We start from the raw sequence: 26,319 nt of genomic DNA, 5'->3' as shown, positions 1-26,319 counted from the left end.
TCAGTACCAGAAGCGCAGATCAGTACCAGAAGCTCAGTCGCGGTGCCACGGGCCAGGCGAACACGGATGCCGCAGCCGCGGCATCCGTCGCCCTGACCCGACCCGCCGCCGCCAGCGTCGCCAGCGACACACCGCCCAGGACGATCGCCGACAGCTCGGTCGTTCCCAGACTCACCACGGGTGCATCAGCATCCTGTCCGCCGACGACCGGCTCGACCCGGGCCGGCCCGCCGGCCTCGGTCTGCACCAGCCAGGACCCGCCGCCGATGCCCAGCGGATCGGTCACCTCGAGCACGAGGCGGCCCGCGCCCGCGTAGCGTCGTGCGCGCAGCACCGTCGGCACGTCCAGCACCCGCACATAGTGGTGGTCTGTGACAGTGACCGTCGCCGCGCGCTGATCCGAGATCATCCACAGCAGGGGCTCGTCCGTCGACAGCTCGGTGGCCGTCACGGTGCCCACCAGCGGCAGCTGCAGGAAGTATCGCCAGAGCCCCGCGTACGCTTCGTCGCCGTCGGCGATCAGCGCCAGGACCCGCACCGACGATTTCGTGTAGTCGTCGTGGTTCTCGTGCACGGTGTATGTCGCCACCCCGCGCGCGTTGCCGGACTGGTCGGCGTAGCGCACCGCCCGCACCCCACCAGGCTTGTCGGCGTCGGCATCGGTGCCGGTGAACCGCCCCCAGTGGACCTCCGGAACGGCCAGCTCGCCCGGCCGGGACACGCGCACCCGTTCGTGCACCTCGGGCGCGAGCCTGCGCGCGTCTTCGCGGGTGACGAAGTCCACCCGGCCGGGTGCGACCGGCCCCGTCCAGCGCGCGCGCTTGGCGTCGATCACCCACGTGGCCGCCGCAGTGGCCGGGGCGAATCCGTAGCGTCCGTACAGCGTCGACTCGCTCACCGTCAGCGCTGCCATCGGCACCCCGAGCGAGGCCGCATACCGCAGCTCGCCCTCCATCATCGCCCGGGCGATGCCGCGCCCCTGATGCGTGGGTGCGACGGTGACGGCACTGATGGCCGCCGTGGGCAGCAGCGCACCGCCGGGCAGGGTGAGTTCACCGACCCACGAGGCGAATGTGCCCACCGGCACCTCGGTCATCGGTCCCGACGGGTCGTACACGCCCAGGAATCGCCGATAGCCGGCCCGTCCCAGCGAGGCCTCCAACTGCTCGGGTGTGCGTTCGGCATCGAGGAAGCCGCGCGCAGTCGCCTGCTGCCATCCGTCCAGCTCGGGGCGCTGCGGGGCAACGCGACGCAGGTCCAGTCCGATCGTGCGCAGCCGCTGTGCCGCAGCGTCGTCGACCGGACCGGCGAGATGCCGTGCGGCGAGGTCGTCGTCCATGGTTCTCCTGTTCCTCTGTCAGCGCGTCACGAGGCGACCACACGCGCGCCCGGCACCGGTCCGTGCACGTGCAGCGCCTTGTGTCCTTGTGTGCTGAGGCTGATCTGCAGTCCGATCGCGGCGCGCTCATCTTCGGCGAGCATCGCGATCGTGGGCCCCGAGCCCGACACGAACGCGGTCAGCGCGCCCTCGTCCAGGCCCAGGTTGATGATGTCGTCCAACGGCGGGCGCAGCCGCAGCGCCGCGGGGTCGAGATCGTTGTGGGATGCCGAGGCCAGTCGCCGCGCGTCTCCCTGCCGCAGCGCCTGCAGCACTGCGGGCCGTACGCCGGGGTGCGCCACGGCGGGCTCGGCCCGGGGGCCAGCCGCCAGACGGTACTCGTCGAGCTCGGCGTACACGGCAGGTGTCGACAGCCCCTCGTCGCTGATGGCCAGCACCCAGTCGAACCGACCCTGCGCCAGCGCCGGATTGAGCTGGTCGCCATGTCCGGTGCCCACCGCGGTGCCGCCCATCAGCGCGAACGGCACGTCGGCGCCCAGCTGCGCTGCCAGCGCCATCAGCTCGGCATGCGAGAGCCCCGCCGCCCACAGCGCGTCGCAGGCGACCAATGCGGCTGCCGCGTCCGCCGACCCGCCGCCCATGCCTCCGGCCACCGGCACCGTCTTGTGGATCTGCAGGTGCACGCCGTCCTCGATGCCGATCTCGCGGGCGAGCAGGCGCGCGGCGCGCAGCGCCAGGTTCGTGTCGTCGCGCGGGACGGCACCGAGCTCGACGCTGCCGGTCACGCTGAGCGTGAAACCGTCGGCGGGCGTGGCCCACACATCCTCATACAGCGACACCGCTTGATACACCGATGCGACCGGGTGGTATCCGTCGTCGGCGAGGCCGCCGACGCGGAAGTACACGTTGATCTTGCCGGGCGCGCGTGCGTGCACCCGGTCGACGGTCGATGCCATGCTCACAGCTTCGTCGACACCGCCCAGAGGTCGACGTCGATGGAGTCGCTGAGCCTGTCGATCTGCTCGATCTCGGCCTCATCGAACGCGGGGCCGGACAGCGCGCCGAGGTTCTCGTCGAGCTGGGCGGGCCGGGACGCACCGATGAGGGCGGATGCCACGACCCGGTCGCGCAGCACCCACTGCAGCGCCATCTGGGCCAGAGTCTGACCGCGCTCCTTTGCGACGGCATCCAGTCCGCGCAAAGACGCCAGACCCTTGTCCGAAAGCCGTCCGTCGGGCAACGAGGAACGGCGCTGCGCACGTTCGGCGGTGCCGTCGCCGAGATACTTCGAGGTGAGCAGGCCCTGCGCGAGCGGGGTGAAGGCGATCGCACCCATCCCCTCCTGCGCGAGCACCCCGGTCAGCCCGTCCTCGACCCAGCGGTTCAGGATCGAATACGCCGGCTGATGGATCACCAGAGGGGTGCCGAGGCTGCGTGCCACGGCCTTGGCCTCGGCCGTGCGCTCGGCGCTGTACGACGAGATGCCGACGTACAGAGTCTTGCCCTGCCGCACCAGCGTGTCAAGCGCCCCGATGGTCTCCTCGATCGGGGTGACCGGGTCGACGCGGTGCGAATAGAAGATGTCGACATAGTCCAGACCCATGCGCGCGAGCGACTGCTCGGCGCTGGCGAGGATGTACTTGCGACTGCCCAGGTCGCCGTACGGTCCCGGCCACATATCCCACCCGGCCTTCGACGAGATGATCAGCTCGTCGCGGTAGGGATGCAGATCTTCGCGCATCATCCGCCCGAAGTTCGTCTCGGCCGAGCCGTACGGCGGACCGTAGTTGTTCGCCAGGTCGAAGTGCGTGATGCCGCTGTCGAAGGCGTGCCGCAGCAGCGCACGCTGGTCGTCGAACGGAAAGTTGTCGCCGAAGTTCCACCACAGGCCGAGGGAGATCGGCGGCAGGTAGAGCCCCGAGTCGCCCACCTGCCGGTAGGACAGCGCGTCATAGCGGCCCTCGGCGGCGGTGTACGGGCGATGGATGTCGTTGATGTCGGTGCGAAAGCGCGGCTCGTCGGTCACGTGTCCAGGCTAGCGAGCGCTGTGCACGTGCGCGACGCGATGCGCGCCTAGTCGGCTGCGTGGTGCGCGATCGCCACGAAGTCGTCGATCGTGAGCTGCTCGCCGCGCGCGGTGGGGGCGACCCCCGCGCGCTCGAGCACGGACGACGCGGCGGCGGCCGAGCCTCCGAGCACGCCCGACAGCGCCTGGCGCAGCATCTTGCGGCGCTGGCCGAACGCAGCGTCCACGATCGCAAACGTGCGCCGACGCTCGTCCTCGTCGCCGCGCGGCTGCCGGTCACGCTGGAACGCCACCAGCACGCTGTCGACGTTGGGCACGGGCCAGAAGACCTGCCGCGACACCGTGCCGGCCAGTCGCCACGCACCGTACCAGGCCGCCTTCACGCTCGGCGAGCCATAGGTCTTCGACCCGGGCGGGGCCGCGAGGCGCTCCCCCACCTCGGCCTGCACCATCACGACGCCCCGCTGCAGGCGGGGGAACGTCTCGAGGAAGTGCAGCAGCACGGGCACCGAGACGTTGTAGGGCAGGTTGGCCACCAGGACGGTGGGATCGCCCGCCAGCTCCGTCACGCGCAGGGCATCGGCATCCACCACTGTCAGCGCGCCTTCGGGCACGCCGTGCGCGGCCACGGTCTCGGGCAGCCGCGCGGCGAGGCGGTGGTCGATCTCGACGGCGGTGACCGAGGCTCCGCTCTGAAGGAGCGCGAGGGTCAGCGACCCGAGCCCCGGCCCCACCTCGACGACGCACTCGCCGGGTTGCACGGCCGCGGTCTGGACGATCCTGCGGACGGTGTTCGCGTCGACGACGAAGTTCTGACCGAGCTTCTTGGTCGGAGTGACCTCGAGATCGGCGGCGAGCGCTCGGATCTCGGCAGCGCCGAGCAGTGTGACGGTCATCTGTCCATTCTGCCCGGCGGTACCGGCCGCCGCGGCGCCGCGGTCGAGTGTGGGTGCCGACCGCGCCGCGGCGGACACGATCGTGCGTGAGTAGGGTGACCCCATGAGCGCATCACAGGACCTGCCCACGGGAGCATTCAGTCTGCGCGGACCGTATGGGCGACGCGCCATCGGCCTGTCGGTGGCCGCCGCAGTGGGCGGTTTCCTGTTCGGATTCGACTCATCGGTCATCAACGGGGCGGTCGATTCGATTCAGCACGACTTCGCGCTGAACTCGGTCGTGACCGGCTTCGTCGTCGCGATCGCACTGCTCGGGTGTGCGGCCGGCGCCATCATCGCCGGCAACCTCGCAGACCGCTGGGGACGTCTGCGGGTCATGTTCCTGGGCGCGATCATGTTCTTCGTCAGCTCGTTGGGCTCCGGGCTCGCTTTCGCCGTGTGGGACCTCGCCCTGTGGCGCGTGATCGGTGGCCTCGGCATCGGCATCGCCTCGGTGGTCGCCCCGGCCTACATCGCCGAGATCGCACCGAAGCAGATCCGCGGCGGACTGGCCTCGCTGCAGCAGCTGGCGATCACCTTCGGCATCTTCGTGGCGCTGCTGTCGGACGCCGTGCTGGAGTGGTCGGCGGGCACCGCGAACAGTCCCCTGTGGCTGGGTATGGACGCCTGGCGCTGGATGTTCATCGTCGGGGTGATCCCGGCGGCCGTCTACGGCATCCTGTCGTTCACGGTCCCCGAATCTCCGCGCTACTTGATCGCGAAGGGACGCTCGCACGAGGCGCGCGAGATCTTCTCGCGCCTGGTGCCGCCGGTCGATCTCGACAAGACGATGACCGAGCTGACCAACGCGATCGAAGCCGACCGGGCGAATGCCGGCGTGTCGATCCGTGGCAAGGCCCTGGGCCTGCAGCCGATCGTGTGGGTGGGCATCATCCTGTCGGTGTTCCAGCAGTTCGTCGGGATCAACGTCATCTTCTACTACTCGACGACGCTGTGGCGGTCGGTCGGGTTCGCCGAGAGCGCGTCGTTCGGCATCAGTGTGGTCACCGGGATCGTCAACGTGCTCGTGACGCTGATCGCGATCTTCTTGGTCGACCGGGTCGGGCGCAAGCCGATTCTGCTGACCGGATCGGTCGTCATGACGATCTCGCTGGGTGCCATGGCCGTGTGCTTCGCGTTCGGCGTCACCGGTGCCGGCGGTGCCGTGACCCTGCCCGCCCCCTGGGGACCGATCGCCCTGGTGGCGGCGAACCTGTTCGTGGTCGGGTTCGGGGCGTCGTGGGGTCCGTTGGTGTGGGTGCTGCTGGGCGAGATCTTCCCCAGCCGCATCCGCGGCAAGGCCCTCGGTGTGGCCGCCGCCGCGCAGTGGACCGCGAACTTCTTGATCACCGTCAGCTTCCCGGCGATGTCGTCGTGGTCACTGCCGCTGACCTACGGCATGTACGCGCTGTTCGCGCTGCTGTCGTTCCTGTTCGTGCTGTGGCGCATCCCCGAGACCAAGGGCATGGAGCTCGAGCAGACCGAGACCCTGTTCATCCGGCCGGCGAAGGCCGCGGCCGGCTAGCCGCCCATGAGCGAAGCCGAACTTCAGTCGTCGCATATGACGGGTTCTGCAGCATCCAGACGGTCATCTGCGTGCCCCGTGCGGTTGTCAGCCCGGGTTCAGCAGTCACTCGTGACGAGGCATCCCGATTCGCAGCGGTAGAAAGTGACGGCCGAATCGTGCGCGCTCCGTTCAGCAGGCGCTTGCGACGGGTCGGGATGCCGCGGACCGGATGAAACTGACCGCTGAGACGCCGGCGCCCCGCCCGAACGCGTGCGGTCCGATCACGACGAGCGAATGCGACGCGCGAACACCGCGGGTCCGGCAGGATCGGGTCAGTCGAACGAGCCGTAGACGTCGATGGTGTTGGCGGCCAGCTGCGCGCACAGCTCGTCGAGGTCCGCGTCGAGCACGTCGGCCATGAACCGCACCGTCGTCGGCACGAGATACGGGGCGTTGGGACGGCCGCGGTACGGCGCCGGCGTCAGGAACGGCGCGTCGGTCTCGACCAGGATGTGATCGCGCGGCGCCACCGCCAGCGCGTCGCGCAGGTTCTGGGCGTTCTTGAACGTGATGTTGCCGGCGAACGAGAGGTAGTAGCCGTGCTCGGCTGCCACGCGCGCCATGGCGGCGTCGCCCGAGAAGCAGTGGAACACCGTGCGATCGGGGGCTCCGTGCTGCGCCAAGGCAGACAGCACCGCGTCGTGCGCATCGCGATCGTGGATCTGCATCGCGATGCCGTGCTTCTTGGCGAGCGCGATGTGCGCCTCGAACGAGGCGAACTGCGCACCTCGCCCCTCCTGGCCGGTGCGGAAGAAGTCGAGCCCGGTTTCGCCGATCGCCCGCACGCGCGGCTGCGCGGCCAGCTCGTCGATCACCGCGATGGCCTCATCGAGGCGGCCTGCCGCCGCGTACTCGGGCGCCTCGTTCGGGTGGATCGCGACCGCCGCAAGCACGCGCGGGTGACGGGATGCCGCATCCGCCGACCAACGGCTGGACGAGATGTCTCCCCCGGCCTGCACGACACCGGCGATCCCGACGGCCGCCGCACGGTCCAGCTGCTCGTCCAGCGACAGTCCGTCGCCCTCACCGTCGGCGATCTCCAGGTGACAGTGGTTGTCGTACACCGGCACCGCGAGAGCCGCAGGCGACGGCGGGTAGGACACGTCGCGCGCGCCCTTCTCGCGGTGACGCACGTAGTTCGACGGGTCGTCGGCGGGCATCAGGACTGCTCAACGCGCGGGAACAGCGGTGCCAGTGCGTTCACCGAGGTGCCGGGCTTGAGCACGCCCCAGCCGCCCGCTTCGCGCAGAGGCTGGTCCTGCAGCCGGCCGAGGGTCTCGGCGGCCCCGAGTCCCACCCACAGCTTCTCGGTCGCCTCGGGCATCACCGGCGACAGCAGCACCGCGAGAGCGCGCAGCCCCTCGGCAGCCGTGTACAGCACGGTGCCCAGCCGGGCGCGCTGCGCGTCGTCTTTCGCGAGCACCCACGGCTCGTTGTCGGTGATGTAGCCGTTGAGCTCATCCACGATCGTCCAGATGGCCGTGATCGCCTCGTCGATGCGGAACCGCTCGACGGCCGCATCCGCCGCGGCTGCGGCGTCGGCCACCGTCTTGTGCACGAGCAGGTCGCGCTCGGAGTACTCCGCGGCCTCGGGGACGATGCCCTCGAAGTAGCGCTCGATCATCGCGGTGGTGCGCGAGGCGAGGTTGCCGAACCCGTTGGCGAGCTCGGCCTGGTAGCGCGCCGCCAGATCCTCCCACGAGAACGATCCGTCGTGACCGAACGGGATCGCCGAGAGGAAGTAGTAGCGGTACGCGTCCGAGCCGAACACGTCGGTGATCTCGGTGGGCGCGATACCGGTGAGCTTGGACTTGGACATCTTCTCGCCGCCGACCAGCAGCCAGCCGTGGGCGAACACTCCACGCGGCACCTCGAGTCCGGCCGCCATCAGCAGCGCCGGCCAGATCACCGCGTGGAAGCGCAGGATGTCTTTTCCGACGACGTGGTAGGCCGGCCACCGCCGCTGGAAGTTCTCGTCGTCGGTGCCGTAGCCGATGGCCGTGACGTAGTTCAGCAGCGCATCCACCCACACATAGATGACGTGCGACTGGTCCCACGGCACCTTGATGCCCCAGTCGAACGTCGAGCGCGAGATCGACAGATCCTTCAGACCCTGCTTGACGAAGGAGACGACCTCGTTGCGCGCCGAGTCGGGGCGCACGAAGTCGGGCTCGTTCTTGTAGAGCTCGAGCAGCCGATCCTGGAATTCGCTGAGCTTGAAGAAGTAGTTCTTCTCCTGCAGCAGCTCGAGCGGCTTCGAGTGGATCGCGCAGACCTTCAGCCCCTCGAACGGACCGGTGCCGTCCACGATCTCGGACTCCGGCTTGAACTCCTCACAGCCCACGCAGTACAGCGCCTCGTACTCGCCTGCGTAGATGTAGCCGCGGTCGTACAGCGCCTGGAAGAACGCCTGCACTGCCTGCTCGTGGCGCGGCTGCGTGGTGCGGATGAAGTCGTCGTTGGCGACATCCAGCGTCTTCAAGAGCGGGAACCAGCTCTCGGTGACGAGCTTGTCGACCCACTGCTGCGGAGTCACGCCGTTGGCCGCGGCCGCCCGCAGCATCTTCTGGCCGTGCTCATCGGTGCCGGTCAGCATCCAGGTGTCGTCTCCGCCCTGCCGGTGCCAGCGCGCGAGAGTGTCCACGGCGACCGAGGTGTACCCGTGCCCGATGTGCGGCAGATCGCTCGGATAGTAGATCGGCGTCGTGATGTAGAAAGATCCGGCGGAAGTCACGGGTCAAGTCTAGATTGAGCGGATGCCGCGGCCCGGCGTGTGACCGTTCGGTTGTCCCAAGCTCACGTCGAACGCCGTTTCGTCATCCACAGACATCGGATGTCTGGCTACGATGTGTGTATGGCTGTGACCGACGACGCGATACTTCGCATCAAAGAGATGATCGTTTCCGGCGAACTCCATCCCGGAGACCGCCTGCCGCCGGAGAAGGAGCTCGGCGAGCGCCTCGGCGTCTCGCGCAGTTCGCTGCGCGAGGCCGTCAAGGCGCTGGAGGTCATCCGTGTGCTGGATGTGCGCCGGGGCGACGGCACGTATGTCACGAGCCTCGAGCCCGGGCTGCTGATGGAGGCGCTCACCTTCGTCGTGGATCTGCACAGCGACGACTCGGTGCTGGAGATCTTCGGCGTGCGCCGCATCCTGGAGCCCGCAGCCACGGGGATCGCCGCCACGCGGATGGACGCTGCAGCCCTGGCAGAGCTGGAGAGCCTCGTCGACAGGACCGCGGCGACCGAATCCATCGACGACATCGATGACATCGTCGCCCGCGACCTCGCGTTCCACCAGCGCATCGTCGAGGCCGCCGGCAACGAGTACCTCAGCCGGTTGGCTGAGACCATGCAGTCGGGCACGCAGCGCGCCCGCGTGTGGCGGGGCCTGACCCAGGAGCACGCCGCCGAACGCACCCTGGACGAGCATCGCGGCATCCTCGCAGCGCTTCGTCTGCACGATGCCCAGCTCGCTCAGGCGCTCGCCCTCGCCCATATCGCGGGCATCGAGGAGTGGCTGCGCAAGGCCTCGAAGGGAGACGACGCATGAGACTCGCACTGCATTCCGTTCTGGTCGCCGGCGCCGAGGCCGATTACCGGCGGGAGCATGCTCGCATCCCCGCAGAGCTGGCCGCCGTCTTCGGCCGTGCGGGGATCCACGACTGGACCATCTGGCGCAGCGGCACGGATCTGTTCCACCTCGTGGAGTGCGACGACTGGGATGCGGCGATGCAGATCGTGCAGGCCGACCCCGCCGACGCACGGTGGCAGGCCCACATCGGCCGGTTCGTGGCATCGTTCCGCGGCCCGGACGGCGAGGAGGGCGACGCCCCCGCCGAGCAGGTGTGGTCGCTGACCGAACAGCTGTCTCAGGACGGGTAATCGGGGGCGAGCCCCCCGGCCGCATGGGCCGCGTACCCGGCCTCGAGCACCGCGATGGTGCGGATGACGTCGTCCACGCCCGTGGGCAGAGTGGGCACCGATCCATCCAGATATCTCTGCAGCGCACCCATGGAGCCGATGAAGGCGTCCGGAAACCAGCTGCCTTCGAACGGCACCGGCCGCCAGCCCTCATCCAGCCGGGCGTCTTGGACGATCTCCAGCGCATCCGGACCGCCGCGCGGGTAGTCCAGCAGCAGACCCATCTGCGCACGGATGGCGCCGCCGGTGCCCTCCCACTTGATGAAGCTGTCTTCGTGGCGGGGCCCGAAGCGGTGGTCGTGATTGGTCGAGACGATCGCCCGCACCGGTCGACCACGGTAGTGCAGGATGATGTCGCTGCGCGTGTTCTTGCGGTCGGTGTCGGGGCGCGGCACGGTGACGCACGAGACGCCGTCCGGGTCCCCCAGGAACGACCGAACGAGATCGAGGTAGTGCACGCTGTGCATGTTCAGCTCGAGGCGGTCCAGCTTCAAGACCTCGGGGAACATCTCCCACGGCGTGTTCACCTCGACGCGCACTTCCATGTCGTACAGCTCGCCGATCGCGCCGGCGGCGATCAGCGCCCGTGCGGCGGCGACATACGGAGCGAAGCGCAGCTGCGTGTTCACCGCGGCCACCAGCCCGCGTCGCCGGCAGACCTCCCGGATCCCCAGACCTTCGGCCAGCGTGTTGCCCAGCGGCTTCTGCAGCAGCACCGGCGCACCCTCGGGGATCAGCTCGAGCACCTCCCGCTGGGCGGCGGGCATGAGCGGCAGGTCGAAGACGGCATCATCGGGAGCCTGGGCGACGGCCTCGCGCGGGTCGTCGTAGACCTCTGCGATGCCGTACCTGTCGGCCAGTGCCTGGGCGCGCCCACGGTCCAGGTCGCAGATCGAGGCGACCTTGTACCCCGCCTTCGCGTAGGCCGGCAGGTGCGCGTCGCGCACGATGCCGCCGGCTCCGATCAGCACGATCGGCCGCGGCGAGGCGGGGGCGGCGAGCGTGTAGACAGAATCCGGCCGAAGCTCGGGGCGAGGGTACCCTGCCATCACGATCATCCCTTCACAGCACCGACGGTCTGCCCGCTCATCAGGAACTTCTGGGCGCCGATGAAGACGATGAGCATCGGGATCATGCTGATGAAGGTGGCCAGCGCCAGCTCGGGCATGTACAGCTTGATGCTCAGACCCGCCGCGACGGTGGGGTTGAACAGCGGGCTTGCCCCGACCAGATCCTGCAGGCCGATCGAGACGGTCTTCGCATCCTGATTGGAGCTGAGCAGCGCCAGCGGCAGGAAGTAGTTGGTCCAGTTGGCCACGAACGAGAAGAAGGCCACCAGGGCGACCGCCTGGCGCGAGATGGGGGTGGCCACGCGGAAGAAGATGCCCAGCTCCTTCAGACCGTCCACACGCGCCGCCTCGACGAGCTCGTACGGCAGGGTCGTCATGAAGTGGATGTAGGCGAGGTAGACCCCGAACGGGTAGAAGCCCATGATCACCACCACCGGCCACAGCTGTCCGATGGCGTTGACGGCGCTGACCTGCAGGAACAGCGGGATGACCAGCACCGTGTTGGGCATCATCATGGCCAGCAGCGTCACGAACAGGATCGTGCGACGGTAGCGGAAGCGCAGCCGCGCCAGCGCGTAGCCGGCCGGGATCGCGCACACGACGGCCAGCAGCGCCCCGCCGATGGAGACGATGAGGGAGTTGCCCATCCATTGGACGAACGCTCCCCCGTCAGGACCGAACCCGTCGACCTGCCCCCAGTTGTGCACGAGGTTGGACCAGCTCATGCCTCCCAGACCCAGGAAGCCACCGGTGCCGGCGGCCACACCGTCGTCGCTGCGGAAGCCCATCGCGACGAAGCCCACGATCGGCAGCACGAACGCCGCCGCGATCAGGAGCATGGTGGCGATCCGGGCGATCCGGCCGGTGGTCCAGCGATCTGCGCCCACGGCCACTCCGGCCGCCAGAGCCCGTCGATTCTGACGTGCCATCAGTGCTCCTCATCTCCGAACAGCCCACTCCTGAAGACGATGACCATGCCGATCGCCAGCGTGATGACCAGCAGCACGAGTGAGAGTGCGGCAGCGGCCGGGAAGTTGAAATTGGAGAACGCGAACGCGTAGGCCAGCTGGTTGGGCGCCCATTGATCGGCCACGGCGTTCGACGAGACCTGGTCGAGCAATTGCGGCTCGAGGAACAGTTGGAATCCGTATGCGACGTTCATGAGAGCGGCGTAGCCCACCCATGGCCGGATGAGCGGGATCTTGACATGCCAGGCGAGCTTCCAGGCGCCCGCCCCGTCGAGTCGGGCGGCCTCGAGCACTTCGTCGGAGATGCCGTTCAGGCCGCCGTTGACGATGACGATCCACGTGCCGGTGCCCTGGAAGAAGAGCATGGCGGTCAGGATGAACGGAAGGTGGCCCGGGGATGCGACGACCGCCTTGATGCTGGTCAGTCCGAGCAGGTTCCAGAACCCCTGGATGGGTGACTGGCTGGGGTTGAGCAGATAGACCCACAGCATCAGGTTCGCGATGCCGGCCAGCGCCGCGGGAATGTAATACAGGAATCGCATCGTGCTGCCGAAGCGCCCGGGACTGGCATGCACGAGCAGAGACATGCCGACGATCCCGATCATCATGATCGGGATCCAGATGATCAGCACGGCGAAGATGTTCAGGAACGTCTGGATGAACCGGTAGTCCGTGAACACCGTGACGAAGCTGCTGAATCCGCCGAACCCGCTGGTGGGGTCGACCGGTGTGGGCGCCCTCATCATGCTCGTCACGACGGCATAGCCGATCGGGATGAGCCCGACGATCACCAGGACGATCATGTAGGGCGACAGCAGCAGCCAGGCTCCTCGGGATTCGCGTCGCAAGAGGTGCGAATGGCCGTGCGGTGGGCGTTTCGACCGGCGTGCGGTGCGTGCCGGCGCGTCGGCCAGCACGACGCTGCGGGTCGTCATCTCTGTGCTCATGGTCTCCTGCTGCTCTTCCGTTCGATTCCGCCTGCGCTCACGCTGTGTGGGCGCCGCACTCCGCGACGCCCACACAGCGAGGACCGTTCGCTACTGGGAATCCTTCACCGTGTACCCGAGCGAGGTGGCTTTCGCGGTCAGTTCCTTGCCGAACGCCGCCCAGGCCGCATCCACACCCTGTCCGGACACGAGTGCGGGGACCGCCTCCTGCGTCCAGATGCCGCCCGTGATGTACAGCATGTACGGGTGGTCGGGCAGGACGTTCTCGATCGCGCCCTTCATCGCCGAGAAGGTGGCGTCGGGATCGGCGAAGTAGTCGACCTGCTTCTGCTTGGCGATCCAGGCGTCCTGGACCGGACCGTAGGCCGGCAGACCCGTGGACAGCTCCACCTGCCACGCCGGGTCGCTCGCCACGAACGTGGCGAAGGTCAGAGTGTTCTCCAGTTCCTTCCCCTTGATGTGGCTCGACACGCCCCACAGCCCGCCGCCCTCATCGCCGGCGGAGGGCTTTGAGTCGCCCTTCCATGCCAGCGCGGGGGTGGCCGTCATGGTCGCCGCCGGGATCTTCCAGGTCTGCTTGAACAGGTAGTCGCCATACCAGGGCGCACCCGGGGTCATCGCGATGTTCTTGCCCACCGCCGCAGCGTCGGCGTCGAAGATGCCGAGGGTGGAGACGGCCTTCGCGTCGACCACCTTGGTCAGCAGCGTCTTCATCCGCAGGCAGTCGGGCTCGTTGATGTTGATGTGGACCGTCGTGTCGTTGATCTTGTCGTTGGTGGCGCAGTTGGCCGCCCACAGGTACCGATCCGGCGCGTACGCGTCACCGAGGAACCCGCTGGTCATCTCGGGGTGTTCCTTCTTGATCCGCACCGCGAGGTCGGCGTAGTCCTCCCACGTGGTGGGTACCGCGTAGTGGTTCTTCTCGAAGAAGGGCTTGTTGTACCAGAACACATCGGGGGCGATGTCGTTGCGCAGGCACTGGATCTTGCCGTCGATGTTGCACGGCTCGATCGAGTTCGTCGCGTAGCCCTTGACCACGTCCGGCAGCAGCTTGCCGAGGTCGGCCGTGTAGTGGATCTGCGGACCTGCAGCCCACGCGATGCTGTCGTTGGTGGGGAAGAAGATCGCGTCGGGCCAGCCCTTGCCTGCCTGGTTGAACTGCGCGAACTGCTGCTTGAGCTGGTCGTTGCCCACCGTGCCGTCGATCTGATTGATCGCGATCGGGATCTCCGGGTGCGCCTTCTTGAACGCTTCGGCCGCCGGCACACGCGGCGGATCGACCCAGACGGTGATCTTTCCCCCGGAGTCGGTCTGGGTCGAGGCATCCGTCGTCCCGGTGCCACCCCCCGAGCTGCACGCGGCCAGCGCGATCATCGAGGCACTCACCGCGACCACTCCTGCGGCACGGACCCACCGGGCCATGTGCTGAGTTGACGTCTTCATTGACACTCCTTCGTCGACGCGGTCCGCCTTGGACCTGCGTGCGACTGTGCTATTCGATCTGATGTTATACGGGTTTCATCGGTACGATCAAACGTTTGTTCAGCGTTCTGTCTCATCTCCTTCTGCGAGATTTCTCATGATACATCGGATGATTATGGTTCACCGGGTCGAAACCGAACGGTGACCTCCTGCTATCGCGGACCGATCGCACGTGCGAGCAGCCCTGCGTCGAGCCGGTAGAACCGTCGCGCGGTCTCGCCGAAGACCGCCGTCTGCGCCGAGGCATCCAATTCGCCGATCAGCTGCGACAACCCCGCCCATACGCGGTCGTATCCGCCCGACAGCACGCTGATCGGCCAGTCGCCGCCGTACATGAGCCGGTCCGCGCCGAAGGCCTCCACTGCGCGCTGGAAGAACGGACGCACGGTGTCCGGCGTCCAGGACCCGCTCTCATCGGTCGCCGAGTACAGCCCCGAGACCTTTGCGTACACGTGCGGCGGCTCGGCGGCGCGGGAGATCAGGTCCCACCACGGCTGACGGTCGGGCAGTCCGATGGGCGGCTTGGCGAGGTGGTCGATCACGATCCGAAGATCGGGATGGCGCTCGGCGATCACCGGCACGTGCTCGAGGTGTCTGGGGAGCACGGCCACGAAGTCGAACGGGACTCCGGCATCCTCGAGCACTCCCAGGCCGCGGTCCACGTCGGGCCGCAGGATCCAGTCGGGATCGGGCAGATCGTGGATGAGGCTTCGCACACCCACTACCACCGGGTCCCGGCGCAGCGCCGCCAGCCGCTGCGCCGCACGCTCGGGCCGGTCCAGGCCGACGTAGGCGACGACGCCGACGATCTCGGGATGCTCGTGCGCGGTGCGCAGCATGAGGTCGGTGTCTTCGTCGTTGTCGGCCGCCTGAACCAGGATCGTGGCGTCCACGCCCGCCCGCCGCAGCGCCGGGGCCAGTTCGTCGAACCCGATCGGGCGATCGATGGGCGCCAGCTGAGAGGTCAACCAGTCGTAGCGGGCGACCGACGGGTCCCACACATGCTGATGGGCATCGATGATCATCAGAGCAGCCTCTCTTCTCGTGCGCGCTCAGACACGCGCGCTCCAGTACCCGCCGTCGGGGTACGCGTACTCGGCGACCGACTCCGCGTGCATCTGCGCGCTGTATCCGGGCGCCTGCGGCAGGGCATACGCCCCGTCACGGACGATGCAGGCATCCACGAAGTGCTCGTGGAGGTGGTCGACGTATTCGGTGACCCGGTTCTCCAGCGAGCCGGAGACGGCGACGTAGTCGAACACCGAGAGGTGCTGGACCAGTTCGCACAGCCCGACTCCCCCGGCGTGCGGGCAGACCGGGACACCGTACTTCTTGGCCATCAGGAAGACGGGGATGATCTCGTTCAGGCTCGCCAGGCGCGCCGAATCCAACTGGCAGTAGTCCAGGGCTTCGGCTTGGAACATCTGCTTGAACAGCACCCGGTTCATGCCGTGCTCGCCGGAGGCGACGCCGATCGGGGCGACGGCCTTGCGCACGGCGGCATGGCCGAGCACGTCGTCGGGGCTCGTGGGCTCCTCGATCCACAGCGGACGGAACTCGGCGAGCGCCTGGACCCACTCGATCGCCTGGGGCACGTCCCAGACCTGGTTCGCGTCGATCATGAGATGCACGTCGTCGCCGATCACTTCCCGAGCGATGCGGCACCGGCGGACGTCGTCCTCGAGGTTGGCGCCGACCTTGAGTTTGATGTGCGAATAGCCGTCGTCGACGGCCTCCTGGCACAGTCGGCGCAGCTTCTCATCGGAGTAGCCGAGCCAGCCGGCGCTGGTGGTGTAGCACGGGTAGCCGGTCTGCGAGAGCTCAGCCACCCGGGCGGCGCGGGTCGGCGCCAGCTCGGAGAGCATCGAGACCACCTCGTCGCGGGTGAGCGCGTCGGACAGATACCGCAGGTCGCAGACGTCTGCCATCTGCTCCGGCGTCATGTCGGTCAACAGCTGCCAGAGCGGCTTGCCCGCACGCCGGGCCGCCAGATCCCACACGGCGTTCATGACGGCGGCCATCGCGAGGTGCTCGACGCCCTTCTCCGGGCCGAGCCAGCGCAGCTGACTGTCCGAGGCCAGTTCGCGATAGATCCCGCCGAGGTCGTCGGTGATCTCTGCGACATCGCGACCGACGAGCGGCTGCGCGCGATCGCGGGCGGCGAGGGCGCAGATGTCGTTGCCGCGGCCGATCGTGAAGGTGAAGCCGTACCCGGCCAGATCGGGATCGTCGGTGCGCAGATGCACGTAGGCCGCGGAGTAGTCCCCGTCCTTGTTCATCGCGTCGGAGCCGTCCGCCGACAGCGAGGTCGGAAAGCGCACGTCGGTGACGTCGACGGAGGTGATGACGGTCATTTGTCTCCTAGGGTGAGTGCCGCCTCGGGCACGAGGCCCGAGTCGGCCAGAGCAGCCCACAGCGCATCGGGCACGACGGCCTGGCTCCGGGCGATGTTGGTCTGGGATTGACGGGCGTTGCGAGCCCCGAGCACGGCCGAGACGACGGCGGGATGCCGCAGCGGGAACGCGATGGCCGCTTCGGGCAGCGTGCAGCCGTGCTGCTCGCAGAGCTCCGCGATGCGAGTGGCCCGATCGACCAGTTCGGCACCGGCCGTCTCGTACTCGTAGTGCGCGTCGGCCGACGGGCGGTCGCGGGCGAGGAGGCCGGAGTTGTAGACGCCCGCGGCGACCACGCCCACGCCGCGCTGCAGGGCCAGGGGCAGGAGATCGCTCTGGGCGCGCTGGTCCAGAAGCGTGTAGCGACCGGCGAGCATGACGACGTCCACGTCGCACCGGCGGACGAACTCCGCCAGCATCGCGGATTGGTTCATGCCGACCCCGACGGCGCCGATGACCCCCTGATCACGCAGTTCCACCAGCGCCGGCACGGCGAGTTCGGACGCGTCACGCCAATGCTCGTCGGGGTCGTGGATGTAGACGATGTCGATGCGGTCGACTCCCAGCCGCGTCAGACTCGACTCGAGGGAACGCTTGACGCCGTCGGCGCTGTAATCGAGGCGTCGACGCAGGGTCGCCGGCACGACGAATCCTTCGTCGTCCATGCGGCCCTGACCGTCGGGATTGGGCTCGAGCAGTCGTCCGACCTTCGTGGACAGCGCGTAGGAGTCCCGCCGACGATCGCGCAGAAGGCGGCCGAGCCGGCGTTCGGACAGCCCGAGCCCGTAGTGCGGTGCCGTGTCGAAGTAGCGCACGCCGCCGTCCCATGCGGCCTGGAACGCGCCCGCGGCCTCCTCGTCGGTGGTCTCGCGGTAGAGGTTGCCGAATTGCGCGACGCCCAAGCCGATGCGGGTCAACATCACCTCACGGCCCACGGCGCGTGCTCGCATGACGGCTCCTTCGTCGGTGTCTGGTGCAGAAACGGGTTGATCGCAGTATATACATCAGATGTCTGACCGCACCACAGGGGATTTCTTGCCATAGGGATGGCGAAAGAGCCCAGAGAGGTCGGTTCTCTAGGCGTTGCCGGTGAAAGCACGCGTGGACTCGCGAACGACGAGCCGCACCGGCGCGTCCACCAGCTCGTCGCGCGGCGGCGCGCCGTCCAGGCGATCCAGCAGCAGCTGCGTGGCCTGGCTGCCCAACTCGCGCAGCGGCATGGCCAGCGTCGTCAGCGGCGGCCAGGTGCTCTGCGCGGTCCAGGCATCGTGCACGGCGACGACCGACAGATCTTCGGGCACCCGGACACCCGCACGGTGGGCCTCGCCGAGCAGTCCGATCGCCGCGTTGACGTTGGCGACCAGCACCGCCGTCGGCCGAGGGGTCAGGCCGGCGAGCTCGCGCAGCGCACTGCGCCCGTCCTCGGCCGTGTACCCCGGATGCAGCGCCGGCGCATGCTCCACCCCCGCCTGCGCGAGCTGCGTGCGCCATCCGCGCTCACGCCGCGCCGACGAGTAGTCGCTCCTGCGCCCGCCGACGAAGGCGATGTGCCGATGTCCGAGGTCCAGCAGCGCGCGCGCACCGCAGCGACCGGCCTGTTCGTCGGGCAGCCGCACCGATCCGACGTGCCCCTCGGTGAGCGAGTTGATGAGGACGAGGGGCGCCCCATGCGCGCCGGCCAGCTCTTCGGCGGTGACCTCCCTTTGGGGCTGGAGCAGGATGCCGTCCACCCGCCCTTCGGCCACCAGCGCCCCCAGTCGCGCACTGCCCACGCCCATCGACTCCGCGCGCCCCAGCAGCACGACATGATCGTGCGCCGAGGCCGTCTCCTCGACGCCCGCCATCAGCTCGGCGAACACCGCGTTGGTCAGGTCCGGCACGACCAGCGCCAGGACCTGCGACCGCTGAGAACGCAGCGCCCGACCCGCGAAGTGCGGGCGGTAGTCGAGGTCGGCGGCGGCCTGGCGGATCCGTGCGCGGGTGTGCTCGCCCACGCGCGTTCCCGGCGCGTCGCGCAGCACGCGCGAAACCATCGAAACGGACACGCCGACACGGGCGGCGATGTCGCTGAGAGTGGCCATCGTGGTCAGTCTATGCAGTGGCCGGTCGCGACTTCTTGTTCACCAGATACAGGTGCACCAGCGCCAGCACGGTCTCACCGAGGTGATTGCGCACCGTGACCTGCTCGTGCACGTAGCCCAGTTCGTCCGGCCGCGAACGATGATCGCTCTTGTCGGTGATGCGGGCGGTGACGGTGATCGTGTCGCCGATGTGGACCGGACGGATGAACCGCACGCGATCGTAGCCGTAGCTCATCGACTGCGGATTGATCTCGCCCGCGGTCATGCCCACCGCCATCGACATGATCAGCGTGCCGTGGGCGATGCGAGAGCCGAACGGCTGCGTGGCGCACCAGTGCGCGTCCATGTGATGGGGGAAGAAGTCCCCGGTCTGGCCGGCGTGCGCCACGATGTCGGCCTCGGTGACGGTGCGCCCCGTCGTGGTGCGCTCCTCCCCCACGGCGTAGTCCTCGAACCAGCGGTCAAGCGTCTGCATGTGTGTTCCCTTCTCCTGTGATGGATGCCGCAGCCTCACCCGACGAGCAGCCGGCGGGCAGCCTCGTCCAGCCGCCGCACCAGTTCGGCATCATCGATCCGCCCGCGCAGAGCGTCCGCGACCCACGGGGCCGCGACATCCTGGAATGCGATGTACCCGGGCACCCGCGGGCGCACCCATGCCTGCTCGAGCGTGGCTCGGGTGCTGCGGAAGAAGCCGTGGGTCACAGCATCCAGCCGCGGGTCATCCCATGCGGCAGAGTTGGCGGGCTGCCCGCCGGCGTCGAAGTAGGGGCCCGTCTGCACGGGCGCCGAGCAGGCCCAGACCGCGAACTGCCGGGCCTGGTCGAGGTGCGCGCCGGCCGCCGAGACCGCCAGGCCCGCGCCGCCCAGGAGGGCACCGCCGAATCCTTCGGGGCCGGCGGGGGCATCGGCGTAGGCCAGGCGATGGGCACGGTACCCGTCGCGCGCGTAGTTGCTGTAGCCGAACGCGAGAGGACAGTAGGTGTAGCGACCCGAGACCGCCAGTTCCTCGGCGAGCTGGATCGGGTTCCAGTCCAGGCACGCTGCCGGAACGCGGGAGGCGAGCTCGTGCAGGACGCCCATTGCCGTGCGGATCGCATCGGCCGTCAGGAACCGGCCCGACACCGCGTCGACGGGTCCGGTGTGGGCATGGGCCACCGAGACGAGACTCGAGAACGCGTCGATGGGCTTGGCCGGCCAGAGCACCCGCCCGTCGGCCGCGAGCGCGAGCACGTCGTCCCAGTCCCGCGGCGGCTCGGGAAGAAGGTCGGGCCGGGAGACGGAGACCTGGGCGGCGGCATCCACCGCCACGCCGTATTGGTGCCCTTCGAACGCATAGCTGTCGTGCGAACAGCCCACCGACTGCGCGGCCAGCTCCGTCAGCTGGGCGTCCAGGCCGACACCGTCCAATGGAGCAAGCAGCCGGTCGCGGGCCGCCAGCGGCACATGCGGATGATCGATGACGAGCAGGTCGGCTTCGGCGGCCAGCCGGGCGAGCGGCGCGTCGGCGAATTCCTGCAGCGAGCGGGCGCGCCAGTGGATGCGCACGTCGGGGTGATCGCGCTCCCAGACGGCGGTGGCGGCAAGGATGCTGTCCCGGCCGCGCTCATGCTCCCAGGTGACCCCGCGCAACCAGATCGTCATGAGCCGAACTCCGCACGAATCGCGGCATCGTGCTCACCGAGCATCGGGGCGGGCATGGGGTCGGTCAGGACGTGCCCGTCCACGCGGATCGGGCTGCGGGTGGTCGACAGCCGCAGGGGCCTGCCGTCGCGGGTGAGAGCAGCGTCGCGCAGGACCTCCTGGGTCATCCCGATCGCGTCGAACCCGTCGTGGGCGACCAGCTCTTCGAGGGTGAGCACGGGTGCGCACCAGACATCGGCCGCGTCGAGGATGCCCAGCCAGTGCTCCCGTGGCCGCGTACGCAGACGGACGGCCAGCAGCTGCTCGATCTCCTCCTGCCGGTCCCACCAACTCTGCGGGTCGACCAGATCGCACAGTTCGGGGATCTCCAGCAGCTCACCCAGCCGTGGCACCGGGTTCATCGCGAGCGCGAGGTAGCCGTCCGCGGTCGGATAGGTGCCGTAGGGCGCAGGCAGGAACGCGTGTGCGGAGTGACGGCCGCCCCGCGAGACAGTGACGGTGGGGTCGTTCAGATGCGTGCTCAGCAGCTCGAATTCGAGATCGAGCATGGATTCGAGCAGGCTGGTCTGCACGAGGCCGCCTTCGCCGGTGCGCTCACGGCGGTACAGCAACGCGGTGATCCCTTCGGCCAGATGGCAGCTGGCGAGATGGTCGGCGATGGACAGACCCATCGGAACCGGCCCGTCTTCGGCCGCCCCGCTCAGCCAGGGCAGCCCCGCGATCGACTGGGCGAGCAGGTCCTGCCCCGGGCGGTCCTTCCACGGCCCCGTCTCGCCGAACCCGGTCACACTCGCGTAGATGATCCGCGGGTTCAGCGTGCGCACCGTCTCGTAGTCCAGGCCCAGGCGCGCCATGACCCCCGGCCGGAAGTTCTCGATCACCACATCGGCGCGGGCCACCAGACGCGCCACGCGCTCGCGGTCGGCGGCGTCCTTCAGATCGGCGGTGATGCCCTGTTTGTGCCGGTTCATCGCATGGAACGAGACCGTGTCGCCGTCCATGCGTCGTCCGGCGAACGCGAGAGTGCGACCGATGTCCCCGGAATCGGGGCGCTCGATCTTGATGACCCTCGCCCCCAGATCGGCCAGGCGCATCGCCGCGACCGGGCCGGCGAGGAATTGGCTGAAGTCGAGGACGAGTACGCCCTCCAGAGGTCGGACAAGATCTGATGTCACCAGAAGCTCCTTCAGTAATCACATGGATGCTGATCGCTGCTCAAACGTTTGTTCTCAGCATATTTCGTGCGGGATGAGACGGCAAGCACGAAGAAAGTGGGTCTTAGGTGAGCTATACATCCGATGTATGATTCTGCTGGCGGGAGGCGACCGATGCCCCCGGGCGGGTCGGACACGGCCCTCGTCACAACGACCTCCTGGAGCACATCATGCGTTTTGCCCGGCTCGGCCCTCTCGGTCACGAGGCGCCCGTACTGATCCACGACGGGCGCGTGCTCGACCTGTCGGCGTTGACCGCCGACATCGACGGCACATTCCTCGCGTCCGGCGGCATCGACCGCGCGCGCGCGGCCGCGGCATCCGGTTCGCTCCCCGAGCTTGCCGACGCTGCGACGCTGCGCGTCGGCGCGCCGGTCGCACGCCCGTCGGCCGTCTACTGCATCGGCATGAACTACGCCGCGCACGCTGCCGAGTCCGGCTCGGCGCCGCCCGAGCACATGGTGATGTTCATGAAGTCGCCGAACACCGTGGCCGGTCCCGATGATGACGTCGAGATCCCCGCCGGCAGCACGAAGACCGACTGGGAGGTCGAGCTGGCCGTCGTGATCGGCCAGCGCGCCAGCCGCCTCGCGAGCACGCAGGACGTTGCGACGCACATCGCCGGCTATGCGATCGGCAACGACCTGTCCGAGCGCGACTGGCAGCTGGCCATCTCGGGCGGGCAGTGGTCCAAGGGCAAGTCCGCACCCGGCTTTCTGCCGCTGGGGCCGTGGCTGGTCACACCCGACGAGCTCGACGCGACCGATGTGCGCCTGCAGTCGTGGGTAGGCGGCGAGCCGCGCCAGGACTCGCGCACCTCGGATCTGATCTTCTCGATCGACCACATCGTGTGGGAGCTGAGCCAGTACCTGACCCTCGAGCCCGGCGACGTGGTGCTCACCGGCACCCCCGAGGGAGTGGCACTGTCGGGCAGGTTCCCCTACCTGCGGGCAGGCGACGTCGTCGAACTGCAGATCGAGGGCCTGGGCCGGCAGCGCCAGCAGTACGTGGCCGTGCGGAATGAAGAGCACTGAGATGTCCGGGCAGCTGAACGGACTGGTGGCCATCGTCACCGGCGGCGCGTCGGGTCTGGGGGCGGCCATCGCCGCCCGGCTGCGCGCGGACGGCGCGCGGGTGGCCGTGTTCGACGTGCATCCGGATGCCGCAGCCGACGTCGAGCTGTCGATCGGCGTGGATGTGACCGATGACGAATCGGTGATCGCCGGGGTGCAGCGGGTGGTCGACCAGCTCGGCGGCATCGACATCCTGGTCAACAACGCCGGGGTCGGCGCGCAGGGCGACGTCACGGACAACTCCGACCAGGAATGGCACCGCGTGTGGGACATCAACGTGGTCGGCATGGCGCGCGTGATGCGCGCCGCACTCCCCCACCTGCGGGTCTCGCAGGCCGCGTCCGTGTGCAATACGTCATCGATCGCGGCGACCGCGGGCTTGCCGCAGCGCGTGCTGTACAGCGCGACCAAGGGTGCTGTGCTGTCGATGACCAAGGCGATGGCCGCCGATCATCTGCGCGAAGGGATCCGCGTCAACGCGGTCAATCCGGGCACCGCCGACACTCCATGGATCGGTCGGCTGCTCAGCGCCGCCGACGATCCGACCGCCGAGCGCGCAGCGCTGGAGGCCCGACAGCCCCACGGCAGGCTGGTCTCCGCCGATGAGGTGGCCGCCGCCGTCGCCTACCTGGTCAGCCCGCTGGCAGGTTCGACGACGGGCGTGGGCCTGGCCGTCGACGGCGGCATGCAGGAGCTGCGACTGCGGCCGGCGGCGAGCTAGCCGTTCTTGACGGCCAGCGCCGCCTGATACAGCTCGCGGGTCGAATGGCCGGTGAGATCCGAGACCTCGGCCGCGGCATCCTTCATCCGAACGCCGGTGCGCGTCAGCTCGAGCACGTGTGTGACGGCATCGCCGAAGGCGACCTTGCGCGGGGCGGCGCCGGCGACCACGACCACCAGCTCGCCGCGCACGCCGCCCGCGGCCCACTCCACGAGCTCGGCCAGCGTGCCGCGCGCCACCTCTTCGTGCAGCTTGGTCAGCTCACGGCACACCGTGGCGCGACGGGTCGCACCGAACACCGATGCCATGTCGGCCAGGGTCTCGGCGATCCTGCTCGGCGCCTCGAAGAAGACCATCGTGCGCGGCTCTGCAGCCACCGCCTCCAGCGCGGTGCGGCGCTCGCCCGCCTTGCGGGGCAGGAACCCCTCGAACGTGAACCGATCGGTGGCAAGCCCCGAGACCGCCAGGGCCGTCACGACCGCCGACGGGCCGGGCAGCACAGTGACGGTGACACCCTGTGAGGCCGCCTCTGCGACCAGCGAATAGCCGGGGTCGCTGACCGTGGGCATGCCGGCATCGCTGAGCACCAGCACATCGGTCTCGCGGGCAAGGGCGACGACGTCGCCGGCACGCTCCTTCTCGTTGTGGTCGTGCAGGGCCATCAGCCGCGGTCGGTTCTGCACCCCGAGCCCGGCCAGCAGACGCTGGGTGATGCGGGTGTCTTCGGCGGCGATCACCGTCGCGGCCTCGAGGGCTTCGACCAGGCGACGCGAGGCGTCACCGAGATTTCCGATCGGGGTCGCCGCGAGGATGATCACCGCCCCAGCTTAGGCTGGGGCAGTGATCTCGACGGTGGATGGGCTGATGCCCGATGCGAACACGTCGATGCTGGACCGCGTCACGGCCCGCGTACACCGCTCGCCCGAGCTGCGACGCCGCATCGACGTGCTGGCGCCGGTACTGGTGACGCTGTTGGCGGCGGTGCTGCGACTGTGGAGCCTCGGGCACCCGCACGCACTCGTGTTCGACGAGACGTACTACGTGAAGGATGCCTGGAGCCAGTGGAACCTCGGCTACTCCAGCGAGTGGCCCGCCGACGCCGACAAGGGGTTCGTCGCCGGCGACACCGATACGTTCCTGCGCGGCGGCAGCTTCGTGGTGCACCCGCCGCTGGCCAAGTGGCTGATCGGGCTGGGCATGTGGATCTTCGGCCCGGCCTCGTCGACAGGGTGGCGGATCGCCGCGGCCCTGGCCGGCACCGCGACCGTGCTGCTGGTGTATCTGCTGGCCAAGCGGCTGTCGAACTCGACGGTGCTGGCCACTGTCGCCTCGGGGCTGCTGGCCATCGACGGGCTCGGGATCGTGCTGAGCAGGGTCGCGCTGCTGGACATCTTCTTGACGATGTTCAGCGTGCTCGCGTTCCTGTTCGCCGTGCTCGACCGGCAATCCCATCTTCGACGTCTGGCCACACGCTGGCGACCGCCCGGCGACGACGCCACCGTGCGGGGGCTCGGCGATCTTGGCCCCGTCAGCTGGGCACGGCCGTGGCTGATCGCGGCGGGCGCGACGGCGGGTGCGGCGACGGCGGTCAAGTGGTCCGGGTTGTACGTGCTGGCGGCGATCGGCCTCTACGCCGTCATCAGCGACGCCCTCGAACGCCGCCGCATGGGGGTCGAGGCCTGGACGTGGGGGGCGGCACGACAGGGCGTGGCATCCTTCGTCCTTCTCGTGCCGGTGGCCTTCGCCGTCTATCTCGCCTCGTGGATCGGATGGCTCGTGACCGCCGGCGGCTACGACCGGCAGGCCTCGACCAACCCGCTGCAGGCGCTGTGGATCTATCACCAGGCGATCTACGCGTTCCACGTCGGGCTGACCGCCCCGCACGGCTATGCGAGCCCCGCCTGGCAGTGGCCGCTGCTGATCCGCCCGACATCGATGTACTGGCATCAGGACAAGCTGGGCGAAGCGGGCTGCACGTGGGCGAGCGGCTGCGTGCAGTCGATCTCGTCGATTCCGAACCCGCTGATCTGGTGGGGCGGGATCGCCGCCACCGTCTACCTCATCATCGCGTTCGTGTTGCGCCGGGACTGGCGCTTGGCCGTCGTGCTGCTGGGCGTGGGCTCGGCGTACGTGCCATGGCTGCTGTTCCCCGAGCGCACGATCTTCCAGTTCTACACGATCGCGATGGCGCCCTTCCTGGTGATCGCGGTCGCTTTCGCGCTGCGCGACATCGCGGGCCGTGACCGTCACGGGCAGGTGATCACGGGTGGGCGCCGTCTGACCGGCCAGCGCCTGGTGTGGGTGTACCTGGCCGTGGTCGTGCTGCTGTCGGCATTCTGGTACCCGGTCTGGGTCGGGATGCCGGTGCCCTACGACTTCTGGCTGATCCACAACTGGCTGCCCACCTGGATCTGACGCCGGTACCCTCGAAGGGTGACTGTTCGCATTGAAAAAGTCGATCTGCCCGGGATCGGCGTGCGCACCGACCTCGTCACCGAGAGCGGAAGGCGCCTGGCGGTCGTTCGCTACCGAGACGGCGAGCGCGAGCTCGCCCTGTATGACGGCGACGACCCCGACCTGTGTCGCGAGTCGCTGCGCATCACCGAAGACGAGGCCGAGGCGATAGCCGACCTGTTCAGCACGTCGCTCTCGGTGAGCCGGCTGACCAAGCTCACCGAGCAGACCGACGGTCTGTACACGGAGAAGATCGCACTGCCGTCCACGTCGCCGTATGTGGATCGACCGCTGGGCGACACACAGGCGCGCTCCCGCACGCATGTGTCGGTGGTGGGCATCATCCGCGCGGGGCACATCATCCCCTCACCGACTCCGAACGAGGTGCTGCGGGCGGGGGACGTCATCGTGACGGTGGGAACGCGCCAAGGGCTGGATGCCGCGTCTCGGCTGATCGCCGACGGTCCCGAATGATCGGCTGGCGCCG

Annotated in this window: 25 protein-coding genes; 7 read left to right on the top strand and 18 right to left on the bottom strand. The window is 68.7% G+C overall.

Translation table 11 applies throughout. From position 1 onward, the window contains the following. Window positions 1–19: 19 nt before the first annotated feature. The 4 genes from QU603_RS05425 to rsmA are packed head-to-tail and all read right to left on the bottom strand — an operon-like array spanning window position 20 to window position 4,261. Window positions 20–1,339: a GNAT family N-acetyltransferase gene (locus tag QU603_RS05425; RefSeq protein ID WP_308493476.1), complete on the bottom strand. Its 1,320-nt coding sequence runs from the start codon at window positions 1,337–1,339 to the stop codon at window positions 20–22. Between the two features lie 26 nt (window positions 1,340–1,365). After that, window positions 1,366–2,295 (bottom strand): 4-(cytidine 5'-diphospho)-2-C-methyl-D-erythritol kinase, encoded by a 930-nt coding sequence (locus tag QU603_RS05420; protein ID WP_308493475.1) that lies wholly within the window; start codon window positions 2,293–2,295, stop codon window positions 1,366–1,368. A gap of 2 nt (window positions 2,296–2,297) precedes the next feature. Further along, on the bottom strand, window positions 2,298–3,365 hold the full coding sequence (locus tag QU603_RS05415; protein ID WP_308493474.1) for an aldo/keto reductase: 1,068 nt from the start codon (window positions 3,363–3,365) through the stop codon (window positions 2,298–2,300). Window positions 3,366–3,412: 47 nt separating this feature from the next. Next, a complete protein-coding gene (gene rsmA, locus QU603_RS05410) occupies window positions 3,413–4,261 on the bottom strand; it encodes a 16S rRNA (adenine(1518)-N(6)/adenine(1519)-N(6))-dimethyltransferase RsmA (protein ID WP_308493473.1) in 849 nt (282 codons plus the stop codon). Window positions 4,262–4,364: 103 nt separating this feature from the next. Between rsmA and QU603_RS05405 the strand changes: the two genes are divergently transcribed. Beyond that, window positions 4,365–5,825, top strand: coding sequence for a sugar porter family MFS transporter (locus QU603_RS05405; protein WP_308493472.1), 1,461 nt, complete (start codon window positions 4,365–4,367; stop codon window positions 5,823–5,825). A 314-nt stretch (window positions 5,826–6,139) separates the two neighbouring features. Here QU603_RS05405 and QU603_RS05400 read toward each other — a convergent pair whose 3' ends face one another. Beyond that, window positions 6,140–7,027, bottom strand: a complete 888-nt coding sequence (locus QU603_RS05400; protein ID WP_308493471.1) for a TatD family hydrolase — start codon at window positions 7,025–7,027, stop codon at window positions 6,140–6,142. Continuing rightward, complete coding sequence (metG, locus tag QU603_RS05395; RefSeq protein ID WP_308493470.1) at window positions 7,027–8,601, bottom strand: methionine--tRNA ligase; 1,575 nt, start codon at window positions 8,599–8,601, stop codon at window positions 7,027–7,029. Before metG ends, QU603_RS05400 begins: the two co-directional genes overlap by 1 nt. A 120-nt stretch (window positions 8,602–8,721) precedes the next feature. Here metG and QU603_RS05390 point away from each other — a divergent pair, with 120 nt between their 5' ends. Together QU603_RS05390 and QU603_RS05385 are read left to right on the top strand one after the other, a co-directional pair. Further along, a complete protein-coding gene (locus QU603_RS05390) occupies window positions 8,722–9,417 on the top strand; it encodes a FadR/GntR family transcriptional regulator (protein WP_308493469.1) in 696 nt (231 codons plus the stop codon). Then, entirely contained in the window at window positions 9,414–9,749 is a 336-nt protein-coding gene (locus QU603_RS05385; RefSeq protein WP_308493468.1) for an L-rhamnose mutarotase, read from the top strand. The genes QU603_RS05390 and QU603_RS05385 overlap by 4 nt, the downstream gene beginning before the upstream one ends. Here QU603_RS05385 and QU603_RS05380 read toward each other — a convergent pair. The 11 genes from QU603_RS05380 to QU603_RS05330 form a co-directional block, all read right to left on the bottom strand. Next, window positions 9,737–10,837, bottom strand: a complete 1,101-nt coding sequence (locus QU603_RS05380; protein ID WP_308493467.1) for a Gfo/Idh/MocA family protein — start codon at window positions 10,835–10,837, stop codon at window positions 9,737–9,739. The genes QU603_RS05385 and QU603_RS05380 overlap by 13 nt on opposite strands. 5 nt (window positions 10,838–10,842) lie before the next feature. Further along, on the bottom strand, window positions 10,843–11,787 hold the full coding sequence (locus QU603_RS05375; protein ID WP_308493466.1) for a carbohydrate ABC transporter permease: 945 nt from the start codon (window positions 11,785–11,787) through the stop codon (window positions 10,843–10,845). Then, on the bottom strand, window positions 11,787–12,773 hold the full coding sequence (locus QU603_RS05370) for a carbohydrate ABC transporter permease (RefSeq protein WP_308493465.1): 987 nt from the start codon (window positions 12,771–12,773) through the stop codon (window positions 11,787–11,789). Before QU603_RS05370 ends, QU603_RS05375 begins: the two co-directional genes overlap by 1 nt. Before the next feature lie 90 nt (window positions 12,774–12,863). Beyond that, window positions 12,864–14,216 (bottom strand): ABC transporter substrate-binding protein, encoded by a 1,353-nt coding sequence (locus QU603_RS05365; protein ID WP_308493464.1) that lies wholly within the window; start codon window positions 14,214–14,216, stop codon window positions 12,864–12,866. Window positions 14,217–14,407: 191 nt separating this feature from the next. Further along, the gene (locus QU603_RS05360) at window positions 14,408–15,280 is read right to left on the bottom strand and encodes an amidohydrolase family protein (RefSeq protein ID WP_308493463.1); all 873 of its coding nucleotides are present in this window, start codon (window positions 15,278–15,280) and stop codon (window positions 14,408–14,410) included. A 27-nt stretch (window positions 15,281–15,307) separates the two neighbouring features. Next, complete coding sequence (locus QU603_RS05355; RefSeq protein ID WP_308493462.1) at window positions 15,308–16,609, bottom strand: L-fuconate dehydratase; 1,302 nt, start codon at window positions 16,607–16,609, stop codon at window positions 15,308–15,310. Then, complete coding sequence (locus QU603_RS05350; protein WP_308493461.1) at window positions 16,606–17,598, bottom strand: aldo/keto reductase; 993 nt, start codon at window positions 17,596–17,598, stop codon at window positions 16,606–16,608. Before QU603_RS05350 ends, QU603_RS05355 begins: the two co-directional genes overlap by 4 nt. A 126-nt stretch (window positions 17,599–17,724) precedes the next feature. Then, window positions 17,725–18,729: a LacI family DNA-binding transcriptional regulator gene (locus QU603_RS05345; RefSeq protein ID WP_308493460.1), complete on the bottom strand. Its 1,005-nt coding sequence runs from the start codon at window positions 18,727–18,729 to the stop codon at window positions 17,725–17,727. A gap of 10 nt (window positions 18,730–18,739) precedes the next feature. Further along, window positions 18,740–19,204, bottom strand: a complete 465-nt coding sequence (locus tag QU603_RS05340) for a MaoC family dehydratase (RefSeq protein WP_308493459.1) — start codon at window positions 19,202–19,204, stop codon at window positions 18,740–18,742. A gap of 35 nt (window positions 19,205–19,239) precedes the next feature. Beyond that, the gene (locus tag QU603_RS05335; protein ID WP_308493458.1) at window positions 19,240–20,370 is read right to left on the bottom strand and encodes a type 2 periplasmic-binding domain-containing protein; all 1,131 of its coding nucleotides are present in this window, start codon (window positions 20,368–20,370) and stop codon (window positions 19,240–19,242) included. Beyond that, the gene (locus QU603_RS05330; RefSeq protein ID WP_308493457.1) at window positions 20,367–21,545 is read right to left on the bottom strand and encodes a CaiB/BaiF CoA transferase family protein; all 1,179 of its coding nucleotides are present in this window, start codon (window positions 21,543–21,545) and stop codon (window positions 20,367–20,369) included. Before QU603_RS05330 ends, QU603_RS05335 begins: the two co-directional genes overlap by 4 nt. 209 nt (window positions 21,546–21,754) lie before the next feature. Here QU603_RS05330 and QU603_RS05325 point away from each other — a divergent pair, with 209 nt between their 5' ends. Next, the gene (locus tag QU603_RS05325; protein ID WP_308493456.1) at window positions 21,755–22,618 is read left to right on the top strand and encodes a fumarylacetoacetate hydrolase family protein; all 864 of its coding nucleotides are present in this window, start codon (window positions 21,755–21,757) and stop codon (window positions 22,616–22,618) included. Between the two features lies 1 nt (window position 22,619). After that, window positions 22,620–23,378 carry an SDR family NAD(P)-dependent oxidoreductase gene (locus tag QU603_RS05320; RefSeq protein WP_308493455.1) on the top strand — a complete coding sequence of 253 codons (759 nt, stop codon included), beginning with the start codon at window positions 22,620–22,622 and terminating at the stop codon, window positions 23,376–23,378. Here QU603_RS05320 and rsmI read toward each other — a convergent pair. Further along, the gene (gene rsmI, locus QU603_RS05315) at window positions 23,375–24,196 is read right to left on the bottom strand and encodes a 16S rRNA (cytidine(1402)-2'-O)-methyltransferase (protein WP_308493454.1); all 822 of its coding nucleotides are present in this window, start codon (window positions 24,194–24,196) and stop codon (window positions 23,375–23,377) included. The two genes, QU603_RS05320 and rsmI, sit on opposite strands and share 4 nt — an antisense overlap. 22 nt (window positions 24,197–24,218) lie before the next feature. Here rsmI and QU603_RS05310 point away from each other — a divergent pair, with 22 nt between their 5' ends. Together QU603_RS05310 and QU603_RS05305 are read left to right on the top strand one after the other, a co-directional pair. Continuing rightward, window positions 24,219–25,793: a dolichyl-phosphate-mannose--protein mannosyltransferase gene (locus tag QU603_RS05310; protein WP_308493453.1), complete on the top strand. Its 1,575-nt coding sequence runs from the start codon at window positions 24,219–24,221 to the stop codon at window positions 25,791–25,793. An 18-nt stretch (window positions 25,794–25,811) separates the two neighbouring features. Next, window positions 25,812–26,306 carry a cation:proton antiporter regulatory subunit gene (locus QU603_RS05305; protein ID WP_308493452.1) on the top strand — a complete coding sequence of 165 codons (495 nt, stop codon included), beginning with the start codon at window positions 25,812–25,814 and terminating at the stop codon, window positions 26,304–26,306. Window positions 26,307–26,319: the final 13 nt, after the last annotated feature.

It is taken from the genome of Microbacterium terrisoli (genome assembly GCF_030866805.1).
GTDB lineage: Bacteria > Actinomycetota > Actinomycetes > Actinomycetales > Microbacteriaceae > Microbacterium > Microbacterium terrisoli.
Note: the sequence above shows the minus strand (reverse complement) of the source record. Positions and strands in the feature narration are given on the sequence as shown.